This is a genomic window from Actinomyces sp. oral taxon 175 str. F0384, from assembly GCF_000223355.1.
Classification (GTDB): domain Bacteria; phylum Actinomycetota; class Actinomycetes; order Actinomycetales; family Actinomycetaceae; genus Actinomyces; species Actinomyces oris.
Genome location: NZ_AFUR01000006.1, coordinates 187,995 through 208,039 on the forward strand (window position 1 = coordinate 187,995; position 20,045 = coordinate 208,039).

Below are 20,045 nucleotides of genomic sequence, written 5' to 3' on the forward strand. Positions count from 1 at the left end.
TCACGGAAAAGAAATCAGGGACCCCTCCGGGGGATCCCTGACTCCGATGCCGTTTCTGATGAAGCGAGCCGATCAGTCCTCGACCGTTTCCTGCTGCTTGCGCCAGCGGATGCCGGCGTCGATGAAGCCGTCGATGTCGCCGTCGAACACCGAGTCGGGGTTGCCGACCTCGAAGTTGGTCCGCAGGTCCTTGACCATCTGGTAGGGGTTGAGGACGTAGGAGCGCATCTGGTCCCCCCAGGAGGCCTTGACGTCCCCGGCGAGCTCCTTCTTCTTGGCGTCCTCCTCCTGCTGCTTGAGCAGGAGCAGGCGCGACTGGAGGACGCGCATGGCGGCGGCGCGGTTCTGGATCTGGGACTTCTCGTCCTGCATGGAGACCACCAGGCCCGTGGGCAGGTGGGTGATGCGCACGGCGGAGTCGGTGGTGTTGACGCTCTGCCCGCCGGGGCCCGAGGAGCGGAAGACGTCGATGCGGATGTCGGTCTCGGGGATGTCGATGTGGTCGGTGGACTCGATGAGCGGGATGACCTCGACGGCGGCGAAGGAGGTCTGGCGGCGGCCCTGGTTGTCGAAGGGGCTGATGCGCACCAGGCGGTGCGTGCCGCCCTCGACGCTCAGGGTCCCGTAGGCGTAGGGGGCGTGGACCTCGAAGGTGACCGACTTCAGGCCTGCCTCCTCGGCGTAGGAGGTGTTGAGGACCTTGACGGGGTAGTCGTGCCGCTCGGCCCAGCGGGTGTACATGCGCAGAAGCATCTCGGCGAAGTCGGCGGCGTCCACGCCGCCGGCGCCCGAGCGGATGGTGATGACGGCGTCGCGGGGGTCGTACTCGCCGCTGAGCAGCGTGCGGATCTCCAGGTCGGAGAGGTCCTTGCTGATGGCCGCCAGGTCCGTCTCGGCCTCGGCGAGGATTTCGGCGGCATCCTCGCCCTCCTCCTCGCCGCCGAGCTCGACCATCGCCTCGAGGTCCTCGATGCGCTCCCCCAGGCTCTCGACCCGCTTGAGGTCGGCCTGGGCGTGGGACAGCGCGGAGGTGACCACCTGGGCGGAGTCGGGGTCATCCCACAGGTCGGGCGCGGAGGCCTGCTCGGAGAGCTCGGCGATCCGGGCGCGCAGGGCCTCGGGGTCGGTCACCGCGGCAATGGAGGCGTAGGTGTGTCGGAGTCGTTCGATCTCAGCGGAGAAGTCAGTGGCCACGAAGGGGAGTCTACGGCAGATCGTGCGAGGGGCGCCGTCGGGGCGTACTCGGCTCGCGCGACGGCTCGGTCACTCCCACAGTGGTCCCCTCAACTGTCACTCACCCCAGCTCGATGCCCTGGGCCTGGGCGAGCAGGGCATCGAGCACCGCGCGTGTCGCCGGGCCCGGCTCGGTGCGGGTCTGTCGGTGACGCACCACCAGCTGACGCACACCCAGCCCGGGCAGGCGCACCACACTGAGCTCATCGGGGACGAGACCGGAGTAGACGGCCAGCTCGGGCAGGAGCGCGCAGCCCAGGCCCTGACTGACCATGGCCAGCACGACGTCGTAGTCGTAGGCGACATGCCGTGTCGTCAACGGGACCCCCAGCTGACGCTCCAGGCGGTCCAGGGCGAAGGCGCCCGCGGTCCCCGGGGCCAGGTCGATCCAGGTGGCGCGCGCCAGGTCCGCCAGGGTCGAAGGGGCCGCCTGCTCGGCCGGCACGACGACGAGCCAGGACTCATCCAGCAGCGGAATGTCGGCCATGCCCCGAGGCGCCGCGGGCAGCGTGTGCTCGTCACGCTCGATGAGGACCAGGTCGAGCTCGCCGCGACGCAGGCGGGGCAGGGCGTTGCGCTCCTCGGCCTCCTCGACGATCACCTCCAGCTCGGGGCTGGTGGTCGCCAGAGAGCTCAGGAGGGGCAGCAGGAGCGCCCGGACGGCGGAGGCGAAGCTCCCGACACGCACCACACCGGAGGGGATGGAGTCGTCCAGGTCCGCCAGCTCGCGGCGCACGGTGGTCAGCTCGTCCTCGATGCGCTCGGCCGCGTCCGCCAGAACCTTCCCGGCCGTCGTGAGCACGGCTCCGGTGGGTGTGCGATCCAGGACCCGGGCACCGCACTCGCGCTCCAGGAGGCGAATCTGCTGGGAGACCGCCGACGGCGTTATATGAAGGAAATCTGCCGCTGCGACGACTCCTCCGGCTCGATGGACGGCCAATAGAACTGAGAGCCTCTGGGGCAATACCTGCATGAAGTAAATCTACATCCCTCATGCAGATAGATGCGATTGACCTTCATTCGGGGGTGTCTAAGAATCGTCCCCGTGAACGACGTGCTCTCCTCCCTCATCTCTATCGGCGGCTGGATCGGTGCCGCTGAGCTCCTCGTGGCCTACTTCCTGGTCTCCAAGGGCACGATCGCCGGCGATTCGCTCAAGTATCAGGCCCTCAACATCACCGGCTCCGTGCTGCTGACGATCAACTGCGCGAGCTCCGGCGCCTGGCCCAGCGTCATCGCCAACGCCTTCTACCTGCTGGTGGGGCTCAACATCCTGTTCACGGTGAAGCGGGCCTACATCGCCCAGCTCTCGCGCCGGCAGACTGAGGAGCTGCGGTCCCGGATGCACCTGCGCCGGCACCCCTCCCCCGTGGTGTCGGCGGGCTTCGTCGAGCAGGCCTGAGCGGCGGGCCGCCTCCGGCCACACACAACCTTTCACCCATCCATCTCGACGCAGTGAGTCCTGTGGGCTCACTGCGTCGTCGTCATTCGGGCAGAGCCGGTGGCGGTGATGGTGAAGCCCTCGGCCGGGAGGATCCCCCATGGAAGGAAAGGCGGGCGGGAACGCGCCCGCAGCGTCACGACAGCGGTCCGGCTGTCAGCAGCCCGGGCGCTGACGATCATGACCCCTTCCAGCCTGGCCGCTGCCGGCTGGGCCGACAGGTCCTCGGCCGCCTTGCTCCCCACCCCTGCGTCGGTGAGGGACCCGGGTGCTTCATCCGTGACACCGCCCCCATAGTAGGGGTGCGCCTCCACGCTGTCGGCTCCCGCGGCCGCAGCCGAGTCCGCCAGCGACGTGAGGGTCTTGAGGTCGAGGTAGACGGCGGTTGCCGAGGCCGCGACGAACAGCAGCGCGAGGACGACGCAGATGAGCCCGACCCCCAGGAGAAGCGTCTGCCCGTCCTCCTCGCAGTGCAGCCGACGCACCAGAGCGAGAGTCCGCCGTCGGGCGGTTCTGGGAGCGGAGTTCCGGTTCACGGCTCCTCCTTGCCCGGCAGGGTGATGGAGCGCTCGGTGTCCACGACGACGACGTCCCGACCGATCCCCAGCGAGGCGAAGCCCGGCAGGTCCACACCGACTGAGACTTCGACCATCGCCACCTGCCCCCGGGCGCAGCCGTGAGCACAGGTGACCGACAGGGAGCCCGACGGGTCGGCGTCGATGCCCTGATCGGACAGGGACAGCTGCATGGCCAACTGCGCGTCATCCATCGCGGAGGGCGAGTCATCGACCTCCAGCACCCGGCTGGCGGCGTCGGCCGCCGAGGCGACGGCGAAGGTTGTGGCCTGGAGCTGGGCGAGCGTCACCACCAGGTAGAGCACGGGCACCACCAGGACGGCGCTCCACCCGATGAACTCGACGATCGCATTGCCCTCCTCCTGGCTCATGAGCCGCCGGACGGTTCGGCGACCTGCCCTGAGTGCCTCTCGGAGCCTGCTGACTGCCCTCCCGGCGATGAGGGCGGGGGCCGGCACCGCCCTCGGCGACCGCGGCGCGGCACAGCTCCCGCGTCGCCTGGAGCCGACCATGGCTATCACCCGAGCTCACCTCTGCTGGATCAGGGAGGACTCATCGATGGCGTGCCCGGTGACCCGCAGTGTCCCACCGGGGCCGAACAGCCCCAGGACCGGGAAGGGCGCTGTCACCGTCACCTCAACGATCCTCAGGTCGCCGGAGGGGACCCGCGAGACGGTGACGGTGTCCACGTAGCCACGTCTGAGGGCGGCGTCGGTGAGGACCTGTACCCGCTGGCGCGCCTCGGCCTCCGTGCCTCCGACCAGTGCGGCTCGACGAGCACCGTCGCCCGCGGCGTCGGTGAGGACGTTCCGGGCGTAGACCCCCAGGGCCACCTGGAGGAGCGCCACGAACACGACGATGACAAGCGCACCGACCATGACGAAGTCGACGACGGCCGAGCCCGACTCGTTGTGCTCGCGCGGGCAGGGGCGAGCCGGCCGGGGCAGGGCGCGACCAGCCCGTTGGAGCACCCCGAGGAGGGGCACTCGTTCAGATCGCACTGGTCACCTTCGCGATGGCGTTGAGGAAGACCTCGGTCAGCGTGCTGCCGGCCACCGTCCACAGAGCCACGACGAGCCCCGCGGTCATGAGGGTCACCAGGACCCAGCCGGGGACGTCGCCGCGTTCATCGCGCAGATCGATCCGGGTCGCACCGGTGGCAGGCCACGACCGGGAACCGGGGTCAGGGCGGTGGGATGTGGGAGGGATGAGGCGCTTCATGACTGCTCCTTGCTGTCGGTAAGGATTCTGGGCAAGAGGACGAACGCTGATTGGGCTCGGCAGGTGCAGGAGGGAGGTGGGTGCGCTTCACACCCCCAGCCTGAGGACGAACAGTCCCGGGAAGAGGGCGAAGACGACGGTGATGGGCAGGACGAGGAAGACCACGGGGACCATTTGGGCGATCTCCCGTCTTCCACCCTCCTCCATGAGGTCCTGGCGCGCCGCCTCACGCACGTCGGCGGCCTGGGAGCGCAGGACCTCGGCCAACGGTGTGCCGCGTTCAAGGGCCACGATGATCGCCTCGCACAGGCGGGTGACGTGGACGGAACCGACTCGCCGCTCCATACGGTCCAGGGCTGTGGACAGGACCGTGCCGGAGCGGATGTCGGTCAGAGTGCTGCTCAGCTCGTCGACGAGGTCGCCCCGGCCCAGCGCGACGATGCGCTCGATGGCCGGCACCGGGCCCTGACCGGCCCCCACCGCCAGGGCCAGCAGCTCGACGACGTCGGGCAGCTGCGCCTCGATCCGTGACAGCCGCTTCGCCACGGCCCGGCTGAGCCACCAGTCGCGGGCAGCGGCCCCGGCCACTGTACCCATGAGGCACAGGAGGATGAGCGCGGACACGTTGACGGAGCGGGCCAGGGCCGCCAGGCCGCCTGCAGTCAGGACGAGCAGGAGCGCCGTCGTCGACCACAGGACCTGCTGGAGGCGGAACTGGTCGACCCCCAGTGACGACCCTGATCGCGTCAAGCGCCGCCGGACCGAGTCAGCTGACGAGCCCAGGGTGTCCATCAGCCTGCCGAGGCTGAGAGCACGTGCGGTGGAGGCCATGAGCAGGCCGACGACGGTGCTCCCGTCAGAGGTCGGCCCTGCCGGAGCGGCCAGCAGGCCGGAGGTCGTGGGCCGGCGGTGGACATAGGGCTCCAGGCGGGCCATGAGTGTGGGGCGACGTCGGCGGAGGGCCGAGATGACGCACAGGACGCCCACGGCCCCCAGCAGCCCGGCGAGTCCTCCGGTGAGCATCGCGTTCATGGGGTTCATCGCAGCGTCCTCTCCTCCTCGGGCAGCCGCCCCAGGCGCAGCATGAGCCGGTAGGCGATGACCGAGACAACGGCTCCGATCAGGAGAATGACGGCTCCGGCGCCGGTGGCGTAGGCCGCTGCTGCCTGAGGCCGGCTGGACAGCAGCGCCAGGACCAGCCACGGGGCGGCGACCGCGACCTTGGCGCCGTTGACGGTCCAGGACTGGCGAGCCTCGAGCTCGCCTCGGGTGCGCATGTCCTCACGCAGCATCTGCGACAGGGAGCGCAGCAGCGTCCCCAGGTCAGTGCCTCCGACCTCGTGGGCCAGGCGCAGGGCCTCAACGATCCGGTCGGCGACCGGGTCAGCGAAACGGGCCTTGAGACGGTCCAGGGAGCTGTCGAAGCGGGCCGAGGCGGCGTAGTCGGTGGCGAAGGCCCGGAACTGGGGGCGGACTGCCTCCGGGCCGCGCTCACCGAGGTTGGTCAGCGCCTCCGGCAGGCTCATGCCCGCACGGACACCGGAGACGAGGGTGTCGACGGCCTCGGGCCACACCTCGCGCAGCCGGGTGCGGCGGTTACGCGCTCGCGAGGAGATGACAAGGAAAGGAATCGCCGTGAAGATGGCGGTGAAGGCCACGGCCACCGGCCAGGCCCGGGACATTCCCAGGAAGACCAGACCGATCAGCAGCCCCAGCCCGATCGACCCCAGGACGAACATCGCGGGGCTGGTGCGGCCGGCACCGGCCTGGACCAGGATGTCGGCCAGGAGACGGGAGCGCCTCGAGCGCCACTGAGGCGGGTCGGAGGTGCAGGCCATCCAGATCAGGAGCAGCCCCACCCCACCCAGGAGCCCGGCGAAGGCGCCCATCAGTAGGCCTCCTGGGGGCCTGCGGGGCGGGAGCCGAGCAGGGCGGTGAGGTCATGACCAGCCCGATTGAAGCGCTCGGCGGCATCAGGCGCTCCGGCGCCCCGGACGAGGTTGCCGGTGGGGTCGCGGTGGAAGACGTCGGAGAGCTCGATGATGCCGTTCTCCACCCGGCCGGACAGGGCCGCGACCTCGCGCACGGTACGGCGCCCGCTGCGATCCAGGTCGAGGTGGACGACCAGGTCGATGGCGCTGGCGACGGTGGGGACCACGAAGTCGCTGGAGACGTTCTCCCCCGCCAGCAGCGGAAGCGTACAAATCTTGATGATGGCCTCCCTGGCGGAGTTGGCGTGGATGGTGCACATGGACGGCAGTCCCGAGTTCATGGCGATGAGGAGGTCCAGGGCCTCGGCCTCGCGGACCTCTCCGATGAGGAGGCGGTCGGGGCGCATGCGCAGGGCCTCCTTGACCAGGCGCCGCAGGCTGATCTCTCCGACTCCCTCAAGGTTGGGCGGCCGGGTCTGCATGGCCACGCAGTCCCGGTTGCGCAGGGCGAGCTCGAAGACCTCCTCGCAGGAGATGACCCGCTGGGCGCCCGGGATCGCTCCGGCCAGCGCCCTGACCATGGTGGTCTTGCCGGCCTGGGTGGCGCCCGACACCAGGATGTTGAGGCCGGCCTGCACGGAGGCATCCAGGAAGGCGGAGACCTGGCTGGTCAGTGAGCCCATGCGCACCAGGTCGGCGGTGCGGGAGGCACGCGAGGTGTGCTTGCGGATATTGACCGCCCAATGCTGGGAGGTGATGGGCGGGATGACGACGTGGAGCCGCTGTCCCCCGGCGAGCTGGGCGTCAACGAAGGGGCTGGACAGGTCCAGGCGGCGTCCGGAGGCCCGCAGCATCCGCTCGACCAGGACCGCGAGGTCCTCGCTCTCCAGGATCGTGGTGGTCAGCTCGGGGCGCCCGGAACGGGCGACGAAGACTCGGCCGGGGGCGTTGACCCAGATCTCCTCAATGGACTCGTCATCGAGGTAGCCCTGGAGCGGGCCCAGCCCCGCCATGGAGTCGAGTACGTGGGTTCGCGCCCCCTTGGGGTCGATGAGCGGAGGGACGAGTCCGGCGTCGGAGCGGCGCAGATAGTCCTCCTCGGCCTGGGTGACGAGCTGGTCGAGGTCGGAGGCGTCCTTGAGCGGGTCGATGCCGCGAGCGCGCACCAGCTCGCGAACCTCCGTCAGGAGAAGATCGGCAGCGTCCATGATGCCTCTCAGCGTGGGAGTCGTATGAGGGGAGGAGTGAGGATGATGTGAGGACCGACCCGGGGCTCTGCACTGAGCCGTGACACACCAGCCGGTCGGTGACCATTGTCACGGATAAACTCTAGGGCACCTGGTCACGACATGGCCACCACCTCGACATAACCTGTGGATAACATCGATCTTCTGGCACATTCCTCAAGCCGTTGCCCACGTCCCTGGACGTTTGCCGCCAGCGGACGGGCGCGGCTGTCCTGCGAGACATAGGACCTGTCGCCTACGGTTGGACCATGTCACAGCCTCCGCAGTCCCCGGACGCCCCCGGCACCACTGATGTCGACGGCGGTGTCGACAGCCTCGCCGATGAGGTGACCTCCGACGTCGAGCGCGCTGAGGCTCAGGCCGGCGATGAGGACAACCACCAGCAACAGGCTGAGCCCTCCGATCAGCGATCCGACGAGCACGACGAGGACTATCGTGCTCCCGTGGTCGTGGCCCCGCTGCCGGGTGCCTCGGCCGAGCCGCCCCGCAGCAGCGCGCCGGCTCCACAGGCCCAGCCCGCCGAGACTCCTCGCCCTCGCCACACCGCGCTCTCCCTGGCGGCGATGGCGAGCGTCGCCGTCGCCGGCCTCAACCCGACTCGGCTGGCGCTGCCGCAGTCCGAGACCCCGGAGCGCCACATCATCGGCGTCATCGACACCCAGGGCCGCCACTGGGAGGTCCATGAGGCCCGCACCGATGCCGTGGGCGCTTCCTTGGAGGCTGAGGCCGAGGTGCTGCGCCGCATCGGACGGGTCGTCGACGACGGACGGCTCTCCTTCGACGTTCCTCGCGTCGCCGGCTCCCTGCGTCAGAAGGACGCGCACATTCAGGTCCGCTCCCACGTGGAGGGCAAGCCGATCCCGGTGGAGACGCTCCGGCCGGGACCGGGGATGTCGGCGGGCCTGGGCAAGGCGCTCGGTGAGATCCATGAGCTGTCCATGACGGTGATCTCCGAGGCCGGTATGCCGGTCTACGACGCCGAGGAGGTGCGTCGGCGCTGGCTGAGTCTGCTGGACGACACCGCCGCGACGGGCAGGACTCCACCGGCGCTGCTGGGGCGCTGGGAGCAGGCCCTGGAGGACACCGCCCTGTGGCGCTTCCGCCCCACCGTGGTTCACGGGGACCTCGCTGAGGAGAACGTCCTGGTGGCCGGTGGCACGGTGGTGGCCGTGCGGGGCTGGTCCCAGGCGCATGTGGGAGACCCCGCCGAGGACCTGGCCTGGGTGTACTCCTCGGCGCCGGTGGACTGCCTGGACTCCATTGAGGACGCCTACGACATCGCCCGCTCCGAGGGCGTTGACCGCCACCTGCGTGAGCGCGCCGAGCTGGTCAGTGAGCTGAGCCTGGCGCGCTGGCTGCTGCACGGGGTGAGGACCGGGGACAAGCCGGTCATCAATGACGCGGTGGCGATGCTGGAGGACCTGGCCGCCCAGGTGGGTGACGCCCCGCTGGTGGAGCCGGCCACGCCCCGGCTGGCACCGGTGCCCGGGGTTCGCGAGCCGGCTGAGCCCGACGCCATCACCAACCCGGTGGCCATGGTGCGGGTCGACGACGAGGACGACTGACGCCGCGTCGCGCCTCACCCTGGATCAGGTCAGCGGGTTGTGGCTCATGAGCGCCAGGAAGGCGATGGCCCACACCAGGTTGACGATGTTGAACAGGGCCCCGTCCAGCAGCGGCTTGCCGGGATAGGGCAGGCGGGTGAGGGCGTACCACGGGAGGGCCTGCACCGGTGGGGTCAGGAGCAGCGACCATCGAGGGAAGGCAGTGGCTCCGGAGCCCAGGGCGACGCAGATAAGGAGCCAACCCAGCGTCGTCAGCCCGATAGCGGGGACCCAGGCCTGCATGAGGAAGCGGTAGAGCCTGCGCGCATGCTCCAGGGCGACGGGATCGAGCACTTCGCTGTCCTCCTTTCCGCTGCTCGCCGTCCTGGCTGCTACGTACGTCTGATAGGCGGCGTGGGCTCGCTCCGAGGCCAGAGCGAGAGGGTAGAAGGAGGCATGGGCCAGGGGCGAGAGGCTGAACCCGACGCCGAGCAGCACCGCCCCCGCCATCCCTACCGGTGATCCACGCAGTAGCACCCAGTGGGCGTAGAGGCCGGCGAGCATGAGCGGGATGGAGTAGTTGGCGACCAGCGCGCCCCATCGCAGGCGAGGCTCGTTGATGCGCGTGTAGAAGGCGTAGGCGTCGTCCCCCATGAGGTCGATGAACTCGCCGTGCTCGCGCCGGTCAGGCCGATGGAAACCGACGATGAGCGCGTCACCGAGGATCCAGCACAGGGCGCTGATGAGGAAGGCGAGGATCGACCAGGTCACCAGCATGTGGGTTCTCCTTGCGGCGTCGGGTAGGAAGAGCCGGCGCGCCGGGCCGGGACCGGCCGTGCTTCTGTGTCGAGCGGCCGATCCCGGGCGGGCCTGAGGCTGACGTTAGCCTGGCTGCTCGGGTGCGGGAAGAGGTGTCATCTCCTCGGGTGGGGAGCCTGGTGCCAGAGCCGCCTGGATCTGCTCGATGCTGAGCAGGCCCTCGGCGGTGAGCTCATCGACGCGTCCTCCGGGGTAGTCGACGTAGACGTAGGCGGCCCGTACCGCCCCGGTGGGCACGCCCTGGGAGGCAGCCCACGCGTGGACATAGACGCTGAGCTGGTCCACGGGCACCTGTCGGCGCCCGGTCTTCCAGTCGACGATGAGCCACCCGGAACCGTCCGAGCGGTGGAAGACGGCGTCCATGCGGCAGCGCAGGGTGGTGGCACCGATGGTGATCTCCCGGTCGGTCTCGGTCTCGGCCAGGACGTAGTCCTCCAGGAGCGGCAGGTTCTCTGCGGTCTCCAGCCAGCGCTCGATGCGGTCCCGGTCCTGGGGCCCGAGGCTGTCGGGCACGCCCGCCTGCCCCAGGCCGAACAGGGTGCCACGTGCGCTCAGGCGCTGGGCGACGGCCTCGTGAAAGACGGTTCCGAGCCGGCCGGCGGCGCGGGGCTCGGGTGGGAGCGGGCGACGCAGGTCGAGTGCGAACTGGTGGCGGTCGGCGCGCAGGTCGTCCAGGCGGGTGGCGGCCAGGTGCTCGGGCAGGCGGACGGCGGGGCCGCCGGCCAGGGCCCGGGTGCGCTCGGCCAGGAGGAGTCCCGCCTCGAGTCTCCACCGCCGCACCATCTCGTCATCGGGCTGGGCCTGAGCGGGCACCTCCTGGACGGGGCCGGTTCCGCCCATGGCGGCGGTGACCTGGGCGGCGGCCGCGTACCGGGCCCGGCGCACAGCGGCGAGCCGATCGGTGACCGGGGCGTCCTCTCCCCTGGCCTCCGGGGCCTGGTTGTCCAGGGGCTCCGCTGCGTCGGCGTCGGGGGGCCAGGTGCCCACCTGGGTCAGGGCGGTCAGGGGGTTGGGGCGGGACTCATCGAAGTCGACCCAGCCCTCCGCGTAGGGAGACAGGAGGTCGCGCCGCTGGAGCTCGGTGAGGAAGCGTGAGGGGCGGCGGGGCTTGGAGGCGGTCTTGGACAGGTGGGAGCCGGTCAGGAGGAGCTCGTGGCGGGCCCGGGTGAAGGCCACGTAGGCCAGGCGGCGCTCCTCGCGCAAGCTCTGGCGCCCGAGGGCCTCCTTGTAGGCGCTCATCGTCTCGGTCAGGAGGGGCTTGTCGGTGGCAGCCGGGTCGAGGTCTCCCACGGTGAAGGGGGGCAGGTCGCCGGCGTCGGCCCGCAGCGGGAAGGGGAAGGTTGAGGTGGAGCCCATCCAGCCGGTCTCCGCGACGCGAAGATCGTCCTTGACGGCGCTGGTGTAGGAGGGGAAGACCTGCTCGTCCATGCCGGGGACGGCGACGACGTCCCACTCCAGGCCCTTGGCGGCGTGGACGGTGAGGAGCTGGACCGCCCCGGGCGAGGGCTCGACCTCGGGGGCGCTCATGGCGTCCTCGTGCTCCTCGGCGGCATCGAGCCATTCCAGGAAGCCGGTGAGAGTGGGGGCGTCGGTGTCGGCGGAGAAGGCCCGGGCCGTCTCGTGGAAGGAGTCGAGGGCGCGGTGCCCCATCGGGTGGCCGACCCGGGCGGCGATCTCGATATCAAGATCAAGTGCCTGCTCGGCCAGGGCCACGAGGTCGGGCAGGGGAAGCGAGACGGCCTCCCGGATGCGTCGGATCGCCCGGGCGGTGCGCAGCGCGACGGCCCGCCCGGCCTGGGTCAGATCCCGGGCCGCGGCGGACTCTTCCTGCTCTTCCTGCGCGCCGTCCTCATGCCATCGCAGCAGGGTGTCCAGGGCCTCGCTGAGCAGTGGGGAGTCGGCCTCGGCATGGTCGCCGTGAGGTCCTGGTGCTTCCTTGCCGCTTTCGGTCGCGGTGCGGGTGAGCTCGCGGGCCAGCGAGGCCAGGGCCCGCAGGTCGCGGGCACCGATGCCGAAACCGGTCAGGAGCCTGACCACCCGGTCCCCGCGCTCCGGGTCCGAGGCCGCGGTCAGCAGGGCGCGGACGTCGGCGACCTCGGGGACGTAGAGCATCCCGCCCAGGCCGATGATCGTGTAGGGCAGGCCGGCCTCCTCCAGCTCGGCGGCGATGGGCTCCATCTGTGCCCGGGTGCGGCACAGGACGGCCATCTCGGCACTGGGTGACCAGCGCTCGGCGAGGAAGGCGACGACCGTGTGGGCCTCCTCGGCGGGGTCCTGGAGGAAGGCCCCGTACACCGCGCCGGGCTCCAGGCCGAAGGCTGCGGGGCGGGCCTGCAAGGGGGCGACGGTGAGGTGCTCGCCGACCGGGTCCCCGTCCTCGACGACGCCGGAGCGCAGGGGTGCGGAGACGACGTTGGCGACCTCCAGGATGGTGGAGTCGTTGCGCCAGGAGGTCGACAGCTCCAGGACGGGGGTGGCCTCGACCGGTGAGGTATCGGACTCCAGGAGGGCGGTGCCGGTGGGGTTGAAGCGCTGGTGGAAGGTGTCCAGGGCGGCGGCGCTGGCTCCTCGCCACCCGTAGATGGCCTGGTGGGGATCGCCGACGGCGGTCACCCCAGAGTCGGCGAAGAGGGCGGACAGGAGCCGGACCTGGGCCACCGAGGTGTCCTGGAACTCGTCGAGCAGGACCGCGGGGTACTGGGCCCGCACCTGGGCGGCGGCCTCGGGGACGGACTCGGCGATGGCGCAGGCCAGGGCGATCTGGTCACCGAAGTCGAGCAGGCCGTGGTGACGTTTGTGCGCATGCAGTTCGGCGACGACGTCGAGCAGGGCCTCCCACTCGGCCATGACGGCGGGGGCCTTGCCGACCAGGGTCTTGCAGCCCTTGATGGCGGCCAGGGCGGTGAACTGCTCGGTCAGGTCGGCCAGGTCCTTGGCGGCCTCCTCGATGGTCAGCAGGTTCTGGCTCAGGGAGTCGGCCAGGACCAGGGTGGCGCTCGCGTTGTGGCTGAGGCTCTCGTTGGGCAGCGGGAGCGTGCGCGCCTCGAGCAGGGAGGTGACGATCTGCCAGGAGCGGGCCTGGGTGATGAGGGTTGAGTCGGGGTCCACGCCGATGCGCAGCCCGTGGTCTCGCACCAGGGAGCCTGCGAAGGAGTTGTAGGTGGCGATCATCGGCTCGCCAAAGTCGGTGGCGTCAGCGGTGCCCTCCACTCCCCTGTCGTGCTCCGACCCGGTGGCCGGGAGCAGTCCGGCCGCACTGAGGCCGGCTAGGCGGGAGGCGACGCGCTGGTCGAGCTCGGCGGTGGCCTTGCGGGTGAAGGTCAGTCCGAGGATCTGGTCGGGGCGGACCTGCCCGGTGGCGACCAGATAGACGACTCGCTGGGCCATGGTGGCGGTCTTGCCTGAGCCGGCTCCGGCGACCACCAGCAGGGGGCTCAGCCGGTGGGCGATGACGCGCGCCTGCTCCTGGGTGGGGGTGTGGATGCCGAGGGCCTCCGCCAGGGCCTGGGGGGTGAGCCGGTCTGGGTCGGTGGGGGTCATGAGACGACTCTCCTTCCCTCGACCTGCACGGGGCAGGAGTCCTTGACCTGGCAGGTACGGCAGTGCTCGCCGGTGCGGGCCTCGATCTGCGGGCCCACTCCGGCCATGGCCGCGGCGGCCACGAGGTCCTCTGCCCAGTACTCCTCGCTGCTGTCGGTAGCACTGTTCGCTTCCTCGTCGCCCGGTTCCTCAGCGGGCTCGCACGCGGGCTCCTCCGCAGGTTCCGTGGCGGCGGGGCTGGGGTCGAGGGCGGCGCCCGGCGGGGCCAGGACGTAGCCGTCCCCGGAGCGTTTGGAGGGCTCCTTGCCCAGGAGCACGAGGGCTCCGCCGACGACGTCGAGGCCCTGCGAGCTCAGGGCCAGCCGGTAGGTGGCCAGCTGGGGGTGACGCTGGACGTCCTTGGGGACGCGCTGCCCGGTCTTGAGGTCGATGACGCGCACGGTGCCGTTCCGGTCGGGGCCGGCGGAGTCCTCCAGGTCATCTCCCGACAGGCCGCCGAGGTGCTCGAGGCGGTCGATGCGCCCGGAGATCGTGATCGGGACGGCGTTGCCGCCTTTCGTCGGTATCCGCAGGCCGGCCCGCTGGCGGACCGCGGGGCTGAGGACACTCAGGGGGATGTCGACGTCGGCGCGCACCGGCTGCTCGACGTCGGCGCGCACGCCCAGGGCGTCGCAGTCAGCCAGGTAGGCGTCGAGGCGCTCGATCATGGCGCGGGCGCGGTCTGCGGCCAGGCCTCCCTGCCAGGTGGCGGGGTAGCCGAGGTCGGTCAGGCGCTCCTCGAAGGCCTCGCGCAGGGCCGGACCGCGCAGGTGCTCCGTCTCCGCCCGTTCGGCGACGGCGTGGACGAGGCTGCCCAGGGCCTGGGCGTCGCTGGCGGGGGCCGATCCGCCGCTGCGGGTCAGGAACCACTTGAGGGGGCAGGCGGCCAGGCCCTCCACGTCGGAGGGGCTGACCCGTATCCGCTCGCCGGCGGCGATGAGGGGGGCGGTGGAGGTGGGGCCGGTCGCGCCGATCCAGGTGGCGGGGTCTGCGCCGGGTACGCCTTGGCGGGCGAGGTCGGCCAACAGGTCGACGGCGGCCCGGCCGCGGCGGCGCTCGGCGTCGGTGGCCGTCTCGAGGTTGCCGCAGATGGCGGCGTGGCGCAGCTCCCCCACCAGGCCGCGTAGGGTGAGGTCGCCGGTGTCGGGGGTCAGGAGGGGGGCGCCGTCAGCGTCGGTCAAGGCGATCCCGGCGCTGTGGGCGATCTCGGTCAGGAAGGGTGAGGGGGCGTGCTCGGCGTCAGCGGTGGCGGTCAGCAGGAGGCGCCTGGAGGCGCGCGACACGGCCATGATGAGCATGCGGCGCTCGTCGGCGCGCACCTGCGCCCGGGCGGCGGCCACGGCCCCGCTGCCGCCGCTTCCCTCCCCCGGTGCAGCGGTGTCTGTGGTCAGGCGGCCGGTGACGGCGTCGACGAGGAGGCCGGTTCGGGTCAGGGAGTCCCTCAGGCGCAGGTCCGGCCAGCGGTCCCGCTCCAGTCCGACAACCACAACAAGCTCCCACTCCTGGCCCGCGCAACCCGCCGGGGTCATGACGGCCACACCCTCCGGGCGCCGCCCCTGAGGGGCGACGGAGTCCGAGGGCAGGACCTCGGCGTCGAGCTCGGCCAGGAAGCTGGAGGCGTCCTGGCCCGGGTGGCGCTCGGCCCAGACCTCGGCGCGTTTGAACAGGGTGGTGACGACGTCGAGGTCGTGCTCGGCGGCCTCGGACAGGAGCGTTCGCACCGAGCTTGCCGAGGGCAGCAGGGCGGTGGCGCGCCAGGCCTCGGCCCGCTCGGAGGCGTTCCAGGCGGCCCACAGCAGGGCCTCGACATCGCGCGGGGCCTCGTCCGGGGTCTGCCCGATGGCGGAGCGCAGGGCCTCAAGGATCCTGGCTGCGATGAGGAGCCGCTCCGCCTGGGCGCTCAGCGACTGCCCGTCCAGGGACCGGGCGAAGCCGGAGGCCTGCTCGGGGGCGGCCAGCAGGGCCAGGAGGGCGGCGTCGCCGCCGGTTCGGGGCCCGGTCCCGGCGACGGGATCAACAGCGGGACCGGTTGTGGGTGCGGTGGTCCTGGGCTCACTGGGCTCGGCCGCACCGGCGTGCGGGGTTGCGGCCGGCTGGGCCTGTCGCAGCCTGCGGCGCAGTCGGCGCAGGTCCATGGTGGTCAGCCCCACCAGGGGGCTGGTGAGGAGGTTGATGGCGGCGTCGCGCTGGGGCGGTTCACCATGCCCGCCCAGCTGGTCGCGGATGGCGGCGCGCACGATGTCCAGGAGCGCGGCCGCGGCCGGTTCTGCGCGTAGCAGGACCGCGGGCGTGCGTGAGGCCAGGGGCACACCTCGTCTGCGCAGGTCCCTGGCGAGGGTCTCGGCGTCTGCGGCGCTGCGAACGATGACCGCCATTTGTGACCAGGCGGTGCCGTGGTGGACGTGCTCGAGCCTGAGCGCCCGGGCGACGTGGGCGTGCTCCTGCCAGATGGAGGAGGCCAGGACGACTTCGACGCCGGCCGCCGCCTGCGGGCGCTCAGCGTCACTCGCCCCGGAGGAAAGCCCTGCCGAGGACCGTACTGAGGACCCGGGCGCCAGGGTCGTCTGCCGGTGGGCGGTCGTGCCGGTCACCGGGACCCGGGCACTCTGGTCACGGATCACCGCCGCGATGGCCGGGTTGCCTCGGTAGCAGGTGGTCAGCCGCAGGCGGGTGGCTGCGAGCCCCGAGTGGTCCTCGGCGGCGATAAGCAGGCTGGGGGTGCCCCCGCGGAAGGTCTCCACGGCGACGTCGGGGTCCCCCAGCACCACAACCTGCGCCCGGTGCCCGTCGGGGTCCGGGGTCGCCAGGGCCGTCAGGAGCCTGGCGGTGGCGGCCGTGCAGTCCTGGTAGTCGTCCACGAGGACGAGGTCCGGCACAGGGCGGGGGGCGGTGACGGCGTCGGCGCCCCAGGAGCTCAGTGCCTCCACGGCGCGGTCCTGGAGACGAGCCGTGTCCATCTTGCGGGTCTGGGCCCTGCGCTCGGCGCTGGCCCGCCCCTGCGCGTCCCAGGTGCGCAGGAGCTGAGACGCGGGCCCCCAGATGGGGACATTGAGCCGGCGTGCCAGGTCGGCCAGGTCGTCGGCGCTGACGCCCAGCTCTCCGGCGCGGGCCAGGAGGTTGCGCAGCTCGGAGCGGAACGCCCGAGACCCGGTGGCCTCGGCGGGGAGCCCCGGCCAGGTGACGGTGCTGACCATGGAGGCCAGGGCGGAGTCCTCCTCCGCACCGGCCAGAAGCACCGGGGGCGGCAGCGGGGCGGGCCGCATGGTCAAGGAGGTGGTCAGAATCGTCAGGGCGAGGGCTGCGGGAGTACGCACTCGGACGACGCCGTCGCCATGGCCCTCACGCAGCAGGTGGGCGGCCCGGCCGCGCAGCCAGTCGGCCCGCGCCCGGGTAGGTGCCAGCAGGACGGCGTCACGTCCACCGGCGACCGCCTCGGCCAGCAGCCTCAGGGCCAAAGACGTCTTACCGGTCCCAGGAGCCCCCAGGACGACGACGTTGGAGCCCTCAGCCACGCGGTCCAGGACCCGCTGCCCATCGGCGTCGGCGGCGGGCAGCTCGGCCGCCTCGGCGGGCGGGAGGAGACGGACGGGGTCCTGGGGCATGGGACCATCTCACCACGGGCCACCGACAGGATCGTGCACCGTTAACGGATCGTCATCGGTCACGAGCCCTCGACCCGGAAGCGCCGGCGGCGCATGTTCCGCGTGGCGCGAAACGGCGCGGCTCCTGGTGCGCGCGAAGGGCCGGCACGGCCGCAGCCCCCTAGGATCGAGCCAGGTTCACGCCCCTCTCCCCGATGGGCGCTGTGCCGCTCAATACGGCACACAGACGATGCGAAGGAGCCCCATGCAGGTCACGATCGGAATCAAGCACGCCAGCCGCGAGCTCTCCCTGGAGACCTCCGACTCTCAGGAGAAGGTGCTGGCCGCCGTGGCCGACGCCGAGACCAAGGCCGTCATCCTCAGCGACGACAAGGGCCGCAAGGTCTTCGTGCCGGCCGGCTCCCTGGCGTACATCGAGCTCGGCGAGGCCGAGCCCCGCCGGGTCGGCTTCGGTATCTGAGCCTCTCCCCCCACGACGAGCACGCACAGGGCCCAGGTCTGGCGGACCGCATTCCACGGCGTTCCGCTGCTGATCTGGGCCCTTGCCTGATCACTCAGCGTCCTGCGAGGAGGCTGAGAGTCGATGAACCGGAACGGCAGGCAGGAGGATCGGTACGCATGAACCTGACGGAGCAATTCGCTCATATGGCGACGGGCGCGATGTACGACGACCTGACGCCTGAGCTCATCACAGCGCGGATCGAGGCCGATCGCACCGGCTACCGACCGATCCACTGAGGCCCAACCCGGCGCAGAGTTGTTCGTCCTTCGATTCTTCACGTTGCCAACATGCAGGCCGATACAGTCGCTCTCATGAAGACACCTGTGCTCGCGGTGATGTGCGCCGCCTTGTTCTTCATCAATGGCGTGCTGCAGCTACTTCTGGCCCTGGGACTTCCTTTGGGCCGGTTCGTCCTGGGCGGCGCCTATACCGTCTCCCCTGTCCTACTCAGGCCGGTCAACCTGGCACTCTTTCTGGCCTGGTTCAGCTGCGGCCTGGCGTACCTCAGGTACGGCGGTCTGATACGCCGGCCCCTGCGTGATCGCACCGCGCGAGGGGTTGTGTATGCCTCGACTCTGTGGCTGTTCATCGCCTCGGCCTTCAACCTCTTCATCACCACCAGCGAGTTCGAGCGTTATGTCACCGGGACGCTGTCCACTCTTGCCTGTGTCCTGAGCATATGTCTCGTATGGCGTCGCAACCGGCTCTGCGCGTGCAGGATTGGTCCCCGGCGTTAGGGTGGAGTGCATGGATCACCAGGACAGCCAGAGGGGCCTGCTCGCCCAGTGGATCGAAGAGTCCAGCCGCATCGTCTTCTTCGGCGGTGCCGGGGTCTCCACGGAGTCGGGGATCCCTGACTTCCGAGGCGCCAAGGGCTTCTACCACCAGGAGCGAGAGATCCCCCTGGAGCAGGTCCTCTCCATCGACTTCTTCACCGTGCACCCGCAGGCCTACTGGGAGTGGTTCGCGCAGGAGATCGCCCGCGAGGGCGTGGCCCCCAACGCGGCCCACAGGCTTATGGCCGATCTGGAAAGGGCCGGGAAGCTGTCTGCCGTGGTCACGCAGAACATCGACGGCCTCCACCAGCGGGCCGGCTCCCAGCGGGTCCTCGAGCTGCACGGCAACTGGTCGCGTCTGACCTGCACCGGCTGCGGTGAGCACTTCACCCTGGACGACGTCGACGGCGCCCGCTCCGGCGAGGTCCCCCACTGCCCTGCATGCTCCTCGGTGCTGCGGCCGGACATCGTGTTCTACGGGGAGATGCTGGACAACGACGTCATGGAGGGGGCCGTGCGGGCCATCTCAGAGGCGGACCTGCTGATCGTGGCCGGCACGAGCCTGGTCGTCTACCCGGCGGCGGGCCTCATCGACTACTACGCCGGTGAGCGCCTGGTCCTCATGAACGCGACTCCCACGCCGTACGACTCCCGCGCCGACCTCATCATTCGTGAGCCGGTCGGCCAGGTCTTCCAGGAGCTGGAGCGTCTGAGGCGACAGCCCTAACCGATTCCCTGGTCCTCGAGGTCCACGTAGCGCTCGGGCGCATCGGACTCGCTGAGGGTGGCCGCGTAGTCGGGCACCTCGCTCTGGAGGGAGCGGTCCGTGCGGCGGTAGCCCGACGACGGCAAGGAGGACTTCTTCGGGAAGGTCATCTCAGGACGCTCCACGTGCTCGTAGGGAATGGACTCCAGCAGGTGGTGGATCATGTTGATGCGCGCCTTGCGCTTGTCGGCGGACTCCACGACGTGCCAGCGCGCGGAGTCGATGTCCGTGTGGACGAACATCTCGTCCTTGGCGCGCGAGTAGTCCTCCCAGCGGGGCAGAGACTCCAGGTCCGTGAGCGAGAGCTTCCAACGCCGCATGGGGTCGGTCATCCGCGACTTGAACCGTTTGTACTGCTCCTTCTGGGGCACGGAGAACCAGTACTTGCGCAGCAGGATGCCGTCGTCGACGAGCATCCTCTCGAAGACCGGGCACTGCTGGAGGAAGCGCCGGTGCTCCTCCGGGGTGCAGTAGCCCATGACGTGCTCGACGCCGCCGCGGTTGTACCAGGAGCGGTCGAACAGGCAGATCTCGCCGGCGGCGGGCAGGTGCGCGATGTAGCGCTGGAAGTACCACTGGGTGCGCTCACGCTCGGTGGGTACGGGAAGTGCGACCACGCGCGCGATACGCGGGTTGAGGTACTCGGTGATCCGTTTGATCGCCCCACCCTTGCCGGCCGCGTCACGGCCCTCGAAGATGACGACGACGCGGGCGCCGGTGGCCCTGACCCACTCCTGCATCTCGACCAACTCCGCCTGCAGCCTCAACAGCTCGGCCTCGTACAGGGAACGGTCCATGGTGGGGTGCTT

Annotated in this window: 18 protein-coding genes; 5 read left to right on the forward strand and 13 right to left on the reverse strand. The window is 70.7% G+C overall.

Features of this window, described 5'->3' with window-relative positions:
* Positions 1-72: 72 nt before the first annotated feature.
* Together prfB and HMPREF9058_RS09495 are read right to left on the reverse strand one after the other, a co-directional pair.
* Positions 73-1,194 carry a peptide chain release factor 2 gene (gene prfB / locus HMPREF9058_RS09490; RefSeq protein WP_009407343.1) on the reverse strand — a complete coding sequence of 374 codons (1,122 nt, stop codon included), beginning with the start codon at positions 1,192-1,194 and terminating at the stop codon, positions 73-75.
* A 100-nt stretch (positions 1,195-1,294) separates the two neighbouring features.
* Positions 1,295-2,206, reverse strand: a complete 912-nt coding sequence (locus tag HMPREF9058_RS09495; protein ID WP_009747938.1) for a LysR family transcriptional regulator — start codon at positions 2,204-2,206, stop codon at positions 1,295-1,297.
* A 30-nt stretch (positions 2,207-2,236) separates the two neighbouring features.
* Here HMPREF9058_RS09495 and HMPREF9058_RS09500 point away from each other — a divergent pair, with 30 nt between their 5' ends.
* Positions 2,237-2,635 carry a hypothetical protein gene (locus HMPREF9058_RS09500; RefSeq protein ID WP_020991684.1) on the forward strand — a complete coding sequence of 133 codons (399 nt, stop codon included), beginning with the start codon at positions 2,237-2,239 and terminating at the stop codon, positions 2,633-2,635.
* 68 nt (positions 2,636-2,703) lie between these two features.
* Here the strand turns inward: HMPREF9058_RS09500 and HMPREF9058_RS09505 are convergent, their stop codons facing one another.
* From HMPREF9058_RS09505 to HMPREF9058_RS09535, 7 genes are all read right to left on the reverse strand, one after another.
* On the reverse strand, positions 2,704-3,210 hold the full coding sequence (locus tag HMPREF9058_RS09505; RefSeq protein ID WP_009407108.1) for a hypothetical protein: 507 nt from the start codon (positions 3,208-3,210) through the stop codon (positions 2,704-2,706).
* Positions 3,207-3,620, reverse strand: coding sequence for a hypothetical protein (locus tag HMPREF9058_RS09510; RefSeq protein ID WP_009407090.1), 414 nt, complete (start codon positions 3,618-3,620; stop codon positions 3,207-3,209). Before HMPREF9058_RS09510 ends, HMPREF9058_RS09505 begins: the two co-directional genes overlap by 4 nt.
* A 156-nt stretch (positions 3,621-3,776) precedes the next feature.
* Positions 3,777-4,250, reverse strand: coding sequence for a TadE family protein (locus HMPREF9058_RS09515; protein ID WP_009747807.1), 474 nt, complete (start codon positions 4,248-4,250; stop codon positions 3,777-3,779).
* Complete coding sequence (locus HMPREF9058_RS09520; protein WP_009747723.1) at positions 4,240-4,470, reverse strand: hypothetical protein; 231 nt, start codon at positions 4,468-4,470, stop codon at positions 4,240-4,242. Before HMPREF9058_RS09520 ends, HMPREF9058_RS09515 begins: the two co-directional genes overlap by 11 nt.
* A gap of 87 nt (positions 4,471-4,557) precedes the next feature.
* On the reverse strand, positions 4,558-5,511 hold the full coding sequence (locus HMPREF9058_RS09525) for a type II secretion system F family protein (RefSeq protein ID WP_009407318.1): 954 nt from the start codon (positions 5,509-5,511) through the stop codon (positions 4,558-4,560).
* Positions 5,508-6,359: a type II secretion system F family protein gene (locus HMPREF9058_RS09530; RefSeq protein ID WP_009407379.1), complete on the reverse strand. Its 852-nt coding sequence runs from the start codon at positions 6,357-6,359 to the stop codon at positions 5,508-5,510. Before HMPREF9058_RS09530 ends, HMPREF9058_RS09525 begins: the two co-directional genes overlap by 4 nt.
* Positions 6,359-7,609 (reverse strand): CpaF family protein, encoded by a 1,251-nt coding sequence (locus HMPREF9058_RS09535; RefSeq protein ID WP_009407036.1) that lies wholly within the window; start codon positions 7,607-7,609, stop codon positions 6,359-6,361. Before HMPREF9058_RS09535 ends, HMPREF9058_RS09530 begins: the two co-directional genes overlap by 1 nt.
* Before the next feature lie 287 nt (positions 7,610-7,896).
* On the opposite strand from HMPREF9058_RS09535, the gene HMPREF9058_RS09540 reads away from it, so the two are divergent.
* The gene (locus HMPREF9058_RS09540; protein ID WP_009747833.1) at positions 7,897-9,213 is read left to right on the forward strand and encodes a phosphotransferase; all 1,317 of its coding nucleotides are present in this window, start codon (positions 7,897-7,899) and stop codon (positions 9,211-9,213) included.
* Between the two features lie 24 nt (positions 9,214-9,237).
* On the opposite strand, the gene HMPREF9058_RS09545 is transcribed toward HMPREF9058_RS09540, so the two are convergent.
* The 3 genes from HMPREF9058_RS09545 to HMPREF9058_RS09555 all read right to left on the reverse strand — a co-directional run bounded on the left by HMPREF9058_RS09545 (position 9,238) and on the right by HMPREF9058_RS09555 (position 17,192).
* The gene (locus HMPREF9058_RS09545) at positions 9,238-9,969 is read right to left on the reverse strand and encodes a hypothetical protein (protein ID WP_009747757.1); all 732 of its coding nucleotides are present in this window, start codon (positions 9,967-9,969) and stop codon (positions 9,238-9,240) included.
* A gap of 105 nt (positions 9,970-10,074) precedes the next feature.
* Entirely contained in the window at positions 10,075-13,551 is a 3,477-nt protein-coding gene (locus HMPREF9058_RS09550; RefSeq protein ID WP_009747801.1) for an ATP-dependent DNA helicase, read from the reverse strand.
* Positions 13,548-17,192, reverse strand: coding sequence for a UrvD/REP family ATP-dependent DNA helicase (locus tag HMPREF9058_RS09555; RefSeq protein WP_009407348.1), 3,645 nt, complete (start codon positions 17,190-17,192; stop codon positions 13,548-13,550). The genes HMPREF9058_RS09550 and HMPREF9058_RS09555 overlap by 4 nt, the downstream gene beginning before the upstream one ends.
* Positions 17,193-17,436: 244 nt before the next feature.
* On the opposite strand from HMPREF9058_RS09555, the gene HMPREF9058_RS09560 reads away from it, so the two are divergent.
* The 3 genes from HMPREF9058_RS09560 (at position 17,437) to HMPREF9058_RS09570 (ending at position 19,197) form a co-directional block, all read left to right on the forward strand.
* Positions 17,437-17,652 (forward strand): DUF3107 domain-containing protein, encoded by a 216-nt coding sequence (locus tag HMPREF9058_RS09560; protein WP_009407243.1) that lies wholly within the window; start codon positions 17,437-17,439, stop codon positions 17,650-17,652.
* A 353-nt stretch (positions 17,653-18,005) separates the two neighbouring features.
* Positions 18,006-18,431, forward strand: coding sequence for a hypothetical protein (locus tag HMPREF9058_RS09565; protein WP_043538266.1), 426 nt, complete (start codon positions 18,006-18,008; stop codon positions 18,429-18,431).
* Positions 18,432-18,441: 10 nt separating this feature from the next.
* On the forward strand, positions 18,442-19,197 hold the full coding sequence (locus HMPREF9058_RS09570) for an NAD-dependent protein deacylase (protein WP_009407378.1): 756 nt from the start codon (positions 18,442-18,444) through the stop codon (positions 19,195-19,197).
* On the opposite strand, the gene ppk2 is transcribed toward HMPREF9058_RS09570, so the two are convergent.
* On the reverse strand, positions 19,194-20,033 hold the full coding sequence (gene ppk2 / locus HMPREF9058_RS09575) for a polyphosphate kinase 2 (protein ID WP_043538268.1): 840 nt from the start codon (positions 20,031-20,033) through the stop codon (positions 19,194-19,196). The two genes, HMPREF9058_RS09570 and ppk2, sit on opposite strands and share 4 nt — an antisense overlap.
* Positions 20,034-20,045 lie beyond the last annotated feature (12 nt).